The sequence below is a fragment of the Lacrimispora sp. 210928-DFI.3.58 genome (assembly GCF_020554865.1).
Lineage (GTDB): Bacteria > Bacillota > Clostridia > Lachnospirales > Lachnospiraceae > Enterocloster.
The window spans coordinates 98,520-110,936 of record NZ_JAJCIC010000001.1; the positions used below are offsets into that span (position 1 = coordinate 98,520).

Genomic DNA, 12,417 nt, shown 5'->3' on the forward strand with positions numbered 1-12,417 from the left:
AAAGGAGTGCATGACATGAAGATCAAGAATATGAAACAGGTCAAGGAGCATATGAAGGACATGAACATGAAACGCCTCTTTCGGCGCAACCAGATCATCATCACCACACTGGCTGTCATGATAGCAGCTGCCGGGTATTTGAACTATGCCGGAAAAAAGGATCTGGAAGCCAGCAACCGGATCTCAGAGGTGGGAATGATGGAAATTTCCGATGAGGACATTTTCGCAGAAAACCAGGCAGCAGCTCTGACAGGACAGACGCAGCTGGAGGAGATCCCCAGTCTTGACCAGGATCTCTCTGATCTGGAGACAGCAAACACAGAGGGCATGACCCAGGCAGAAAATGACGGAGCAGCAGGCAGCAATCAGTCAGAAACCTCCCAGACAGGACTTGAGAATCCGGGAGAGGCCGTACTCACCAGCGGTATGAGTGTGGCAGATTACATAGCCAATGTGCAGCTGAGCCGGGAGCAGGTGCGTGCCAGGAATAAGGAAACGCTCATGAGCCTGATCAACAGCACAAGCATTGACGAGGCGGCAAAGCAGCAGGCCATCCAGGATATGATCGACCTGACAGAAATTTCCGAGAAGGAAAATGCAGCCGAGACTCTTCTGTTAGCCAAAGGCTTTGCAGATCCAGTGGTGAGCATCAGCAAGGAGAAGGTGGATGTGGTCATCAACGCGCCTTCCATCACAGATCCCCAGCGGGCTCAGATCGAGGATATCGTAAAGCGCAAGGCAGAGGTGGGAGCAGACCAGATCATCATAACACTGCTGAATATGGCGGAATAGCAAAATATATACAGGGAAAAGGCATCAGGCAGCCGGCATGGGGCGGTCCTGGTGCCTTTTTTTGCGAAGCGCCCTGGGGCGTTACAGTTCAGGCGCCAGCCGCTCTCTCAGCAGCCGCCTGAACTGTAACCCTGGGGCAGCTGCTGTACAGTTACAGATAAATTTTAGCCTATACATCTTTCGATGGATTTGATATAATAGAAGCAATTAAGTTTTGACAGGAGGGAAAGTTTAGATGGCGGAGGAAAATCGTAGTACCCATAAATTATACGAAAAGGACAAGATCGGCGAGGTGCAGATCTCAGATGAGGTGGTTGCCATCATCGCAGGCCTTGCAGCCACAGAGGTGGAGGGCGTGGATTCCATGGCCGGGAACATCACCAATGAGCTGGTGGGCAAGCTGGGAATGAAGAACCTGAGCAAGGGCGTCAAGGTGGAGGTCACAGAGGAGCATGTATCCGTTGACCTGTCCTTGAACATCAAATACGGCTACAGCATTCCGGCAGTCAGCGAGCAGGTGCAGGAAAAGGTCAGCGCCGCGATCGAGAACATGACAGGCCTTACGGTCCTGGATGTGAATATCAAGATTGCCGGTGTCAATATGGCTGAAAATTAAATATGCGTGAAAAACGCATCTTGATGGAACCTTTGTAATGAGAACACTCCCCGGAGCGCTGCCTAGGGAGTGTTTTATACATTTTTTATTGTTTTTATGCAACGTGTTTGATATAATCAATGAAGGACCTCATTTCCCAGCAGAGGGAGAGAGAGATGAGAGAAAGGAAAATGTACCTCAAAGCGCAGGCTTTTACGTACAAGCAGAGAAAGATGACCAGAAGAGAATTGCGGGAGCACTGCTTTAAAATGCTGTTCTCAGCAGATTTCTATCCCACAAAAGAGGAAGCAAAGGCACAGCTGGAGCAGTATTTCCAGTCACCGGAGGAGGACGATGTGGATCCCGAAGGCGTGTGTCTGGTACTGCATAAAGTAGAATTAAAAGAAGCGGACAGTGAATATCTCAGGGAAAGAACTGGGAATATAATGGATAAGATACCGGAGATCGACCAGAAGATCGATCAGGTAGCAGCAGGCTGGAAGACGCGCCGTATGGGAAAGGTGGAGCTCACTATCCTGAGGCTGGCCCTTTATGAGATGGGTTATGATGACACCATTCCGGAGAAGGTCTCTGTCAATGAAGCAGTAGAACTGGCAAAGAAGTTTGGCGGCAACGAATCCCCGGCCTTTGTAAACGGTATCTTAGCAAAATTCATAGGCGGAGAGGAACGGGAAAAAGAGGAGCCGGAGCCTGCCGCAGACAGTGAGAATAAGGGACAGGCATAGGAATGGCAAGCATTTTTACCGTATCACAGGTAACTGCATATATCAAAAACATGTTCACACAGGACTTCGCCCTGAACCGTATTTCCATCAAGGGCGAGGTCTCTAATTGTAAGTACCACACATCCGGCCATATTTACTTTACCTTAAAGGACGGCGGCGCTCAGATTGCCGCCGTCATGTTCGCAGGGCAGAGGAAGGGCCTGGCCTTTGAATTGAAGGAGGGCCAGCAGGTCGTTGTGACGGGGACCGTGGATGTCTATGAGAGGGACGGCAGATACCAGCTCTATGCCAGGGAGATCAAAAAGGAGGGCAAAGGGGATCTCTTTGCCAGGTTTGAAAAGCTCCGGGACGAGCTGGAGGAGATGGGAATGTTTGACAGCTGCTACAAGCAGCCGATTCCCAAATACGCAAAAAAGGTGGGGATCGTCACCGCCAGCACAGGGGCGGCCATCCGGGACATCATGAACATTTCCGCCAGGAGGAACCCTTATGTGCAGCTGATCCTGTACCCGGCCCTTGTCCAGGGAGAGCAGGCCGCCTGCAGCATCGTAAAGGGCATCGAAGCCCTGGATGCGATGGACCTTGACGTGATCATCGTAGGGCGGGGCGGCGGCTCCATTGAGGACCTTTGGGCCTTTAATGAGGAAATTGTGGCGAGGGCGATCTTCAACTGCCGGACGCCTGTCATCTCTGCTGTGGGCCATGAGACCGATGTTACCATTGCAGACTATGTGGCAGACCTGCGTGCTCCCACGCCGTCGGCGGCAGCAGAATTGGCTGTATTTGACTACCGTCAGTTTGTGGAGCAGGTAAGGCTTTACAAACAGGTCCTGGACCGGGCCATGGGACGCCATATGGAACGGCTCCGATTCCGGTTGAGCCAGGACAGGATGAAGCTGAAGCTCCGTGAGCCCATACGCCAGGTTAATGACATGCGCCAGCGCCTGGCGGACCTGGAAAGCAGCCTGGAGCAGGAGATGAAGGAAAAGCTTCTCTCTGACAGACAGCAGATAAAGGAAGCAGAGGATATCCTGAAGCGCCGGATGGAGCGGTCGCTTACAGAGAACAGCCACCGTCTGGCTCTCCTGGCCAGCCGTTTGGACGGCCTGTCTCCCCTTAAGAAGCTTGGCGGAGGCTATGGCTTTATCACAGACAGCAGGGGTCAGGCCATGACGGCCATCAGACAGGCTGAGGTTGGGAGCAGTATACGCGTACACGTAAGAGACGGCTACCTGGATGCAAGGGTGGAAGCAGTCATACCGGTTGCAGAGATAAGGGAGGAATAGCAATGCCCAGAAAGAAAGCGGAGGCCCTGGAAACAGAGGAAAAGGCCCCTACGATTGAGGAAAATTTTGCCGGGCTGGAGGAGATCATCCGAAGGCTGGAGGCGGGGGGAAGTTCATTGGAGGAAACATTTTCCGGCTACGAAGCTGGAATGAAGCTGGTAAAGGAACTAAGCAGCCAGATAGATGAAGTGGAAAAAAAGATTCAGATATTGAGCGAGGGTGATGACAATGAATGAAGAATTTAAGAAGGAACTGGAAGTTAGGACACAGGAGATCAATGCGCTTTTAGAGCAGTATCTGCCGGAGGAAAAAGGATATCAGAAAACCATTTTTGAGGCAGTAAATTACAGTGTGAGGGCCGGAGGAAAGAGGCTGCGCCCACTGTTCATGCAGGAGATGTGCAGGCTGTTTACAGGTGAAGTTCTGGGGATGGTGAAGCCCTTTATGGCAGCCATTGAGATGATCCACACCTCCTCCCTGGTCCATGACGACCTTCCATGTATGGATGATGACATGATGCGCAGGGGCAAGGCCAGCACCTGGGCAGAGTTTGGCGAGGATATGGGTGTCCTGGCCGGTGATGCCCTGATGATGTATGCTGTGGAGACAGCAGCAAAGGCCTTTAAAGAGGCAAATGAGCCGGATGAGTTTGCCCGCGTTGGACAGGCCATGGGGATCCTGGCAGGCAAGGCAGGCATGTACGGCATGATCGGCGGTCAGACGGTAGACGTTGAGCTGGCCGGCGGACCGATCCCAAAGGATAAGCTGAACTTTATCTACAAGCTGAAAACAGGTGCCCTGCTGGAAGCTTCCATGCTTATAGGCGCTGTTTTAGGCGGCGCAGCAGATGAGGACTGCAAGATCGTGGAAAGCCTTGCCTCTAAGATCGGCATGGCATTCCAGATCCAGGACGATATCCTGGATGTGACGGGGAATGAAAATGTGACAGGAAAGCCTTCGGGAAGCGATGAGAAGAACCAGAAGACGACCTATGTGACCCTGGAGGGCTTAGAGAAGGCAAAGGCAGAGGTAGAGAGGCTTTCCAAAGAAGCCATCGAGGAGCTTGACAAGCTGGGCTACAATGAGTTTTTGGAGAATCTCATAAAGGCTCTGGTGGGCAGGCAGAAATAAGGCTGCGCACCGGACGTTAGGCCGGACTGCAGAAAAGAAAGATGTACTCTCGGGATCACCCTTGCACCTGCTTTTGTGGCTGATTTTCTGCCGGCTGCACCCAAAGTTGATCAACGTACGTGCCGCGTACGCCTTATAACTTTGTGCACAGCTGGCAAAAAATCATCTCACAAGATCAGGTACAAAGAGACTCCGAGAGCACATAAGGGATAATTGGGGATGAATCCATTATGATATTGGAAAAGATCACAGGGCCTGAGGAATTAAAAAAGCTGTCCCAGGAGGAGCTTAAGGCCCTTGCACAGGAGATCAGGGATTTCCTGATCGGAAAGATCAGCCGCACCGGAGGCCACCTGGCCTCGAACCTGGGAGTGGTGGAGTTGACGATTGCGTTATTCTATACCCTTAACCTGCCAGAGGATAAGATCATCTGGGATGTGGGCCACCAGTCCTATACACACAAGATTTTAAGCGGGCGGGCGGCAGAGTTTGACGAGCTGCGCCAGCACGGCGGGATCAGCGGCTTTCCGAAGCGGAAGGAGAGCCCCTATGATTCCTTTGACACAGGCCACAGCTCCACCTCCATATCTGCCGGACTGGGTATTGCCCAGGGAAGAGATATCCTGGGGGAGGATTACAGGGTGGTCTCTGTGATCGGAGACGGTGCCCTGACGGGAGGCATGGCCTATGAGGCGCTCAATAATGCCGCCCGGATGAAGAAAAATTTTATTATTGTGCTCAATGACAACGAGATGTCGATCTCAGAAAATGTAGGCGGCATGTCCCAATATTTAAGCGGCCTGCGCACCGGCAGCGGCTATAATGATCTGAAAAAGAACGTGGTGGACGCCCTGGACAGGATCCCCGGCGTAGGCAACGTTATGATAGACCGCATTAAGCGGACAAAGAACAGCATCAAGCAGCTTTTGATACCGGGGATGCTCTTTGAAAACATGGGCATCACCTACCTGGGACCTGTGGACGGCCACAACATCCCGGTCCTCTGTAAGGTGCTGCGGGAGGCTCAGAAGCTGGATCACGCAGTATTGGTGCATGTGATCACGAAAAAGGGGAAGGGCTATGCTCCGGCAGAGAAGAATCCCGCCCAGTTCCACGGTGTAGGAGCCTTTGATGTGGCAACGGGAAAGCCTCTGGGAGAGAAGAAGGATCCGACCTACACAGATGTATTTTCAAGGAAAATGTGCCAGCTGGGCGGGAAATATCCGAAGCTGGTGGCAGTGACGGCGGCGATGCCGGACGGCACAGGGCTGACTGCCTTTGGAAGGAAGTTCCCGGACCGTTTCTTTGATGTGGGTATCGCAGAGGCCCATGCGGTGACCTCGGCGGCAGGCATGGCGGCAGCAGGACTGAAGCCGGTGGTGGCAGTGTACTCCTCCTTTTTGCAGAGAGGCTATGACCAGGTGCTCCACGATGTCTGCATCCAGGATCTTCCTGTGCTCTTTGCGGTGGACAGGGCCGGACTTGTGGGAAGCGACGGAGAGACACACCAGGGGATCTTTGATTATTCCTATCTGACCTCCATTCCCAATATGAGCGTGATGGCACCGAAAAACCTTTGGGAGCTGAGGGCAATGCTGGATTTTGCCATGGATTATGACCGGCCCCTAGCAGTCCGCTATCCCAGGGGAACAGCCTACAAGGGCCTTCGGGACTTCAGGCAGCCTGTCTCCTACGGAAAAGGGGAAATGCTCTATGAGGAGAACGGCATTGCCCTGCTGGCAGTGGGCAGTATGGTGAGCACCGGAGAGCATGTGAGGGAGAAGCTGAAGGAAGAAGGATATGAGTGCAGCCTGGCAAACGGCCGGTTCATCAAGCCCTTTGACAGGGAGCTTGTGGACAGGCTGGCAGGGAAGCACCGCCTGATCGTGACGATGGAGGAAAATGTGCTCCAGGGAGGCTATGGCCTGACAGTGGGAGCCTATATCCATGAGCATTATCCGGAGGTAAAGGTATTCCACGTTGCCCTTCCGGACGCCTATGTGGAGCATGGAAATGTCTCCATTCTGCGCCGGGGACTGGGGATCGACAGCGATTCTATCATAGAGAGAATGAAACGGGAAGGCCTGATACCTGTATAGGAGGAGGCCTTACAGTCCGGATCGGATGTCAAGTATACATTAGCAGGAGAGACGAGATGAAAGAACGTTTGGATGTGCTTCTTGTACAGAGAAACCTGGCAGAGTCCAGGGAAAAGGCAAAGGCCCTTATCATGTCAGGGATCGTCTATGTCAATGGACAGAAGGAGGACAAGGCCGGCACGACCTTTGAGGATAAGGCTGAGATCGAGGTACGGGGAAGCACATTGAAATATGTGAGCCGGGGCGGGCTCAAGCTGGAAAAGGCAATGACCCATTTCGGCGTGGAGCTGGCAGGCAAGGTCTGCATGGATGTGGGTGCTTCCACAGGAGGCTTTACGGACTGCATGCTCCAGAATGGGGCGGTAAAGGTCTACTCCGTGGACGTGGGCCACGGACAGCTGGCCTGGAAGCTGCGGGGCGACGAGCGCGTGGTCTGCATGGAGAAGACCAATATCCGCTATGTGACACCGGAGGATATAGGCGACAGGATCCAGTTTGCCAGCATCGATGTTTCCTTTATTTCCCTGACAAAGGTCCTGGGGCCGGTAAAGGCCCTGCTCACAGAGGAGGGCCAGGTGGTCTGCCTCATAAAGCCTCAGTTTGAGGCAGGACGGGAAAAGGTAGGAAAAAAGGGCGTTGTGAGGGAAAAAAGCGTCCACCTGGAAGTGATCGAAATGGCGATAAACTTTGCGGTATCCATTGGATTTGAGGTGCTGAACCTGGAGTTTTCACCGATCAAAGGGCCGGAGGGCAACATTGAATATCTGCTCTATCTCCAGAACCATGGGGAGGAGTATGGAGGAGAAGATGAGGCGGCCGGAAAGGTGAGTGCCTCTGCCGTGGTGGAGGAAGCCCACAGGACTCTTGATAAATAAGCCTTTTCCAGTTCCATGGAGAATGACAGGAGAGCGGCAGGAAACAGACGATGAGACATTTTTATATTATAGCAAATTATGATAAGGAATATGTAAAGGAAGCTCAGGCATTTATCAGAACCTATCTTGTGACAAAAGGAGCTGTCTGCCGTTTCCAGGAGCCGCGGGAGGACGGGGGAAGAAACACCCATATAAGCTCTTTGGAGGTGCCAAAGGAAACAGAGTGCATCATCACTCTGGGCGGGGATGGCACCCTGATCCAGGCAGCCCGCGATCTGGCGGGACGGAATATCCCCATGCTGGGGGTAAACAGGGGTCATTTGGGCTTTTTAAACCAGGTCAGCCGGAAGGAGGACATTGCCCCTGTGATGGACGCCCTGCTGGAGGACAGGTTCCAGCTGGAGCATCGGATGATGATCAAGGGAACGGCCTTCTGCAGAGGAGAACGGGTTCTGGAGGACATTGCCCTCAATGAGATCGCCGTTACAAGGATGGATCCCTTAAAGGTGCTGCGCTACAGCGTTTATGTAAATGGAGAGTATCTCAATGAGTATGCGGCAGACGGCGTGCTGGTGGCTACGCCCACCGGCTCTACTGCCTACAACCTTTCGGCAGGAGGGCCTGTGCTGGCTCCGGCGGCAAAAATGATGGCCCTTACCCCCATTTGCTCCCACGCGTTAAATGCCAGGAGCATTGTGCTGGCCCCGGAGGACTGCATTGAAATACGGGTACTCAACAGCGGCCAAGTGGTATCCTTTGACGGGGACAGCTCAGTGGAGCTGGGAGAAGGGGACTATGTGAGGATAGAACAGTCGGAGATGGAGACTGTGATGGTGAAGCTTAAGCAGATATCATTTATGCAGAATCTGAGCAATCATCTTGGGAAGATATAAGGGCGCGGCTTGGGGCGCCTGAGACGAGGAGGAAACCATAATGAAGGTGGAACGCCACAGCAAAATAGTGGAATTAATTGGAAAATATGAAATCGAGACTCAGGAGGAGCTGGCTGAAAAGCTGAATGAAGCCGGCTTTAATGTAACCCAGGCCACGGTTTCCAGGGATATCCGTGAGCTGAAGCTGACAAAGCTCCAGGCGGAGAATGGAAGGCAGCGCTACATGGTGCTGGAGAGCCCCAGGGGGACTTCTGCCATCAAATATATCAGGATCTTAAAGGATGGCTACATGTCCATGGATATGGCACAGAATATCCTGGTGATCAAAACCGTCTCCGGCATGGCAATGGCTGTGGCGGCTGCCCTGGATGCGATCCAGTTCCATGAGATCGTTGGATGCATCGCAGGAGATGATACCATTATGTGTGCTGTGAGGAGCGTGGACGATACGATCATCCTTATGGAGAAGATCAAGAAAATGGTGGAAGAGTGAGTGATGGCCGGCGGGAGGAACGCTTTCACGGCTTTGAGAAAGGGAGGTGTGGTATGTTACTGGAACTGCATGTGAAGAACCTGGCTCTGATCGAAAAGGCGGATGTGGAGTTCGGCGAAGGCTTAAATATCCTTACAGGAGAGACAGGAGCCGGAAAATCCATTATTATTGGTTCTGTCACTATGGCACTGGGAGGCAAGGCTTCCAAGGACAGCATACGCCAGGGTGCGGATTGGGCTTACATAGAGCTTGTATTTTCCGTGCCGGAAGAAGAGCAGAAAAAGGCGCTTCGTGAGCTGGAGGTGGAGCCGACAGAGGATGGCCTGGTGATCATCTCGCGCAAGATCATGCCCTCCAGAAGCATAAGCCGCATCAACGATGAGACAGTCACCACCGCCCGCCTGCGCCAGATCACCGGGCTTTTATTAGATATCCATGGGCAGCACGAGCATCAATCCCTGCTGTACAAATCCAAACATCTTGAAATCCTGGATGCCTATGTCAAGGCGAAAACCCAGTCAATGAAATTGAATATTGCCAGGGAATACCAGATATACCGCAGCCTGACGGAGCGCCTGGCCGGATTTGATATGGACAGCGAAGCCAGGATACGGGAGGCTGATTTTCTGCGTTTTGAGATCCAGGAGATCGAGGAGGCCGGACTCCGTGAAGGGGAGGAGGAGGAGCTGACTGCCAGCTACCGCCGGTTTGCCCATGCACAGAGGATAGCAGAATGCCTGGGAAATGCCCATGAGGCCCTGGAGGGGGACTGGCTCTATCATGCTTTAAAGGCAGTGGAGCAGGTAGTGGAGTATGATGCTGCCTTAGGAAGCATACGGGATCAGCTTTATGATGCGGATTCCGTGATCAATGATGCCTCCAGGGAAATTGCCTCCTATCTGGATTCCATGGAATTTGATGAGGAGACCTTCCGCCGTACGGAGGAGCGCCTGGATACCATCCACAACCTTCAGGCAAAGTATGGAAAGACGGTGGCTGATATTAGGAAAAATCTGGAAAATAAAAGGACGAGGCTGGAAGAACTGGAGGATTACGATGCTCACCGGGAAGCAGTGAAAAAGGAGTTTGCAGAGTGCAGGAATCGTTTGGAGGGATTTTGCGCACAATTATCGGAGATCAGAAGAGCTGCTTCAAGGAAGCTTACAGGGAGGATCAAAGAGGGCTTAGAGGATCTGAATTTCCTGGATGTGGAGTTTGATATGGAGTTTGAACGGCTGGATCATTTTACTGCTTCGGGCTATGACGAGGTGCAGTTCCTCATTTCCACCAATCCGGGACAGCCGATGCGGCCATTAAAGGATGTGGCCTCCGGCGGTGAGCTGTCGCGGATCATGCTGGCGATCAAGACGGTGCTGGCTGATTCGGATGAGATTCCTACACTGATCTTTGATGAGATCGACACAGGGATCAGCGGAAGGACGGCTCAGAAGGTATCCGAAAAGCTCTCCTATATTGGAAGGAGCCACCAGGTTATCTGCATCACCCACCTTCCTCAGATCGCCGCTATGGCAGACGCCCATTTTGAGATCGCAAAATCGGCAAAGGACGGCCGCACCACCACCACTATCCGGCTCCTTGACAGGGAGGAATCGGTAAATGAGCTGGCACGCCTGCTGGGAGGAGCCAAGATCACAGAGGCGGTGGTGAAAAATGCGGGGGAGATGAAGGAGCTGGCGGATAAAACGAAACTATGTGTAAAATGCAAATGAAAGAAATGGCAGACAGAACAAAATAAAACAGATTGAAAATCCTTCTGCGGATAATACTAAGAAAGAGGCATGAAAGAGCTTCTTTCTTTTTTTGTTTTAAACCGCACGTAAGCGTCTAAAATACAGGCGCTAAGTGCTCATAACGAGCCACTGCACTAAGCGGTCAGAGGACGCCCGCTAAGTGCCAGTGACATGTATCGCACGTAAGCGTCTAAAAAACAGACGCTAAGTGCTCATAACGAGGAGGCAGGCGATGACAGAGAAGACGAAATTTTACCGGTGGCTGGGGCGGCTGTTTTGGCTGTCTGTTATAGCTGTTACAGGGTATACCTGGTACTACATGGATCATGTGGTCCCGGACCGTATCAGCATTATTGAAAACCAGGCGGAGGAATTTTCCTTCGGCCTGCCCGTAAAAGCCACCATATCCAGCGAGAGCCAGGAGGTTTCCCTTGGAAATGAAAGCAATATTCCAGCAGACCAGATCACCATTACCAGCGGACAGTCCTTTTCCATGTTTGCGGGAAATCAGGGCAGCTATCAGGTAGGGCTTAAGCTGTTTGGCATTATCAAGCTGAAGGACATTCAGGTGGACGTGGTGGACACAAGGTACGCCATCCCCTGCGGAAGTCCCATTGGCATATACTTAAAATCGGACGGCGTCATGGTGATAGGCACAGGCCGCATTACCGGGGCAGACGGCATGGAGCGGGAGCCGGCCTATGGAAAGCTGAAATCCGGGGACTATATAGAGGCATTGAACGGCACTCCCATGAATACAAAGGAGGATCTGATGGATGCGGTAAACCGTGTTGGAGGAAAGGAGGAGGCAGTCCTTACTGTGCGGCGTGAGGGGGAATCCATCGATGTGAGCGTTGAGCCTATAAAAAGCTCAGACGGCCAGTACAAGCTGGGGGCCTGGGTCCGCGACGACACCCAGGGGATCGGGACCATTACCTATGTGGACATGAACGGGCGGTTCGGCGCTCTGGGCCATGGGATCAGCGACAGCGATACGGGAGAGCTGGTGGAAACCGCTCAGGGATCCCTGTATACCACCCAGATCATGGGAATCGAAAAAGGCACCATAGGAAAGCCCGGCCTCCTGTCCGGTGTCATCTACTACGGCCCCCAGTCCCATATGGGGGATGTCACCCAAAATACAAATGAAGGCATTTTCGGAACCGTAAACCAGCAGTTTATGAAGGACCTCCCAGGCGAGCCCATAGAGATCGCCTGCCGCCAGGATGTCAAACCGGGGACTGCCTATATACGGAGCAATATTTCCGGAGAGCTGAAGGATTATGAGATCGAGATACAAAAGGTAGACATCAATGCAGGCCATAAAAATAAAAGCTTGGTGATCAAGGTGGTAGATCCGGAGCTTTTGGAGCTGACGGGCGGTATCGTACAAGGAATGTCAGGTTCACCTGTCCTCCAGAACGGCAAGCTGGCCGGGGCCGTGACTCATGTGTTTGTGCAGGATGCAGCGCGGGGGTATGGGATATTGGCGGAGGATATGATACAGCATTGAGCGGAGGATGACAGAGACAGAAGAGTCTGATCATGAGGGAAAGCTCATCGGAACGGCATCATGTTCAGAGAAGAGATGATTACGGCATATTCCACAGCGGCCCAGGGACTTAGAGATTAAGGGATGACTTTCAGCTGTTACATTGCATTGTACAACTGTCCGCGGGGCCGCTGGATATGCCCGGAATACAGCAGATCGAACTGCTGTGTTGTAATATATTTTACCATATCCCTGCCGGGACAG

Annotated in this window: 12 protein-coding genes; all 12 read left to right on the forward strand. The window is 52.6% G+C overall.

Features of this window, described 5'->3' with window-relative positions; all coding sequences use genetic code 11:
- Positions 1–15: 15 nt before the first annotated feature.
- The 12 genes from LIZ87_RS00490 (at position 16) to spoIVB (ending at position 12,174) form a co-directional block, all read left to right on the forward strand.
- The gene (locus LIZ87_RS00490) at positions 16–792 is read left to right on the forward strand and encodes a SpoIIIAH-like family protein (protein WP_178317177.1); all 777 of its coding nucleotides are present in this window, start codon (positions 16–18) and stop codon (positions 790–792) included.
- Between the two features lie 235 nt (positions 793–1,027).
- The gene (locus LIZ87_RS00495) at positions 1,028–1,408 is read left to right on the forward strand and encodes an Asp23/Gls24 family envelope stress response protein (protein WP_227144739.1); all 381 of its coding nucleotides are present in this window, start codon (positions 1,028–1,030) and stop codon (positions 1,406–1,408) included.
- A gap of 212 nt (positions 1,409–1,620) precedes the next feature.
- Entirely contained in the window at positions 1,621–2,133 is a 513-nt protein-coding gene (gene nusB / locus LIZ87_RS00500; RefSeq protein WP_178317179.1) for a transcription antitermination factor NusB, read from the forward strand.
- 2 nt (positions 2,134–2,135) lie between these two features.
- Entirely contained in the window at positions 2,136–3,419 is a 1,284-nt protein-coding gene (gene xseA / locus LIZ87_RS00505) for an exodeoxyribonuclease VII large subunit (RefSeq protein ID WP_227144741.1), read from the forward strand.
- 2 nt (positions 3,420–3,421) lie between these two features.
- Positions 3,422–3,655, forward strand: coding sequence for an exodeoxyribonuclease VII small subunit (xseB, locus tag LIZ87_RS00510; RefSeq protein ID WP_178314719.1), 234 nt, complete (start codon positions 3,422–3,424; stop codon positions 3,653–3,655).
- Positions 3,642–4,550, forward strand: coding sequence for a polyprenyl synthetase family protein (locus LIZ87_RS00515; RefSeq protein ID WP_227144744.1), 909 nt, complete (start codon positions 3,642–3,644; stop codon positions 4,548–4,550). Before xseB ends, LIZ87_RS00515 begins: the two co-directional genes overlap by 14 nt.
- Before the next feature lie 230 nt (positions 4,551–4,780).
- Positions 4,781–6,649 (forward strand): 1-deoxy-D-xylulose-5-phosphate synthase, encoded by a 1,869-nt coding sequence (dxs, locus tag LIZ87_RS00520; RefSeq protein WP_227144746.1) that lies wholly within the window; start codon positions 4,781–4,783, stop codon positions 6,647–6,649.
- Between the two features lie 56 nt (positions 6,650–6,705).
- Complete coding sequence (locus tag LIZ87_RS00525; protein ID WP_227144748.1) at positions 6,706–7,524, forward strand: TlyA family RNA methyltransferase; 819 nt, start codon at positions 6,706–6,708, stop codon at positions 7,522–7,524.
- A 50-nt stretch (positions 7,525–7,574) separates the two neighbouring features.
- Positions 7,575–8,417, forward strand: a complete 843-nt coding sequence (locus LIZ87_RS00530) for an NAD(+)/NADH kinase (protein WP_227144750.1) — start codon at positions 7,575–7,577, stop codon at positions 8,415–8,417.
- Positions 8,418–8,457: 40 nt separating this feature from the next.
- Complete coding sequence (argR, locus tag LIZ87_RS00535) at positions 8,458–8,910, forward strand: arginine repressor (RefSeq protein ID WP_178314555.1); 453 nt, start codon at positions 8,458–8,460, stop codon at positions 8,908–8,910.
- Between the two features lie 53 nt (positions 8,911–8,963).
- Positions 8,964–10,640: a DNA repair protein RecN gene (gene recN, locus LIZ87_RS00540; RefSeq protein WP_178314557.1), complete on the forward strand. Its 1,677-nt coding sequence runs from the start codon at positions 8,964–8,966 to the stop codon at positions 10,638–10,640.
- Between the two features lie 253 nt (positions 10,641–10,893).
- Positions 10,894–12,174 carry a SpoIVB peptidase gene (gene spoIVB, locus LIZ87_RS00545; RefSeq protein WP_178314559.1) on the forward strand — a complete coding sequence of 427 codons (1,281 nt, stop codon included), beginning with the start codon at positions 10,894–10,896 and terminating at the stop codon, positions 12,172–12,174.
- Positions 12,175–12,417 lie beyond the last annotated feature (243 nt).

What these genes read in the sequence shown, in the direction of transcription:
- nusB (WP_178317179.1), top strand. Translation starts at nt 1,621, where the DNA reads ATGACCAGAAGAGAATTGCGGGAGCACTGCTTTAAAATGCTGTTCTCA.
- xseA (WP_227144741.1), top strand. Translation starts at nt 2,136, where the DNA reads ATGGCAAGCATTTTTACCGTATCACAGGTAACTGCATATATCAAAAAC.
- LIZ87_RS00515 (WP_227144744.1), top strand. Translation starts at nt 3,642, where the DNA reads ATGACAATGAATGAAGAATTTAAGAAGGAACTGGAAGTTAGGACACAG.
- LIZ87_RS00530 (WP_227144750.1), top strand. Translation starts at nt 7,575, where the DNA reads ATGAGACATTTTTATATTATAGCAAATTATGATAAGGAATATGTAAAG.
- spoIVB (WP_178314559.1), top strand. Translation starts at nt 10,894, where the DNA reads ATGACAGAGAAGACGAAATTTTACCGGTGGCTGGGGCGGCTGTTTTGG.
- LIZ87_RS00495 (WP_227144739.1), top strand. Translation starts at nt 1,028, where the DNA reads ATGGCGGAGGAAAATCGTAGTACCCATAAATTATACGAAAAGGACAAG.
- LIZ87_RS00525 (WP_227144748.1), top strand. Translation starts at nt 6,706, where the DNA reads ATGAAAGAACGTTTGGATGTGCTTCTTGTACAGAGAAACCTGGCAGAG.
- argR (WP_178314555.1), top strand. Translation starts at nt 8,458, where the DNA reads ATGAAGGTGGAACGCCACAGCAAAATAGTGGAATTAATTGGAAAATAT.
- recN (WP_178314557.1), top strand. Translation starts at nt 8,964, where the DNA reads ATGTTACTGGAACTGCATGTGAAGAACCTGGCTCTGATCGAAAAGGCG.
- xseB (WP_178314719.1), top strand. Translation starts at nt 3,422, where the DNA reads ATGCCCAGAAAGAAAGCGGAGGCCCTGGAAACAGAGGAAAAGGCCCCT.
- LIZ87_RS00490 (WP_178317177.1), top strand. Translation starts at nt 16, where the DNA reads ATGAAGATCAAGAATATGAAACAGGTCAAGGAGCATATGAAGGACATG.
- dxs (WP_227144746.1), top strand. Translation starts at nt 4,781, where the DNA reads ATGATATTGGAAAAGATCACAGGGCCTGAGGAATTAAAAAAGCTGTCC.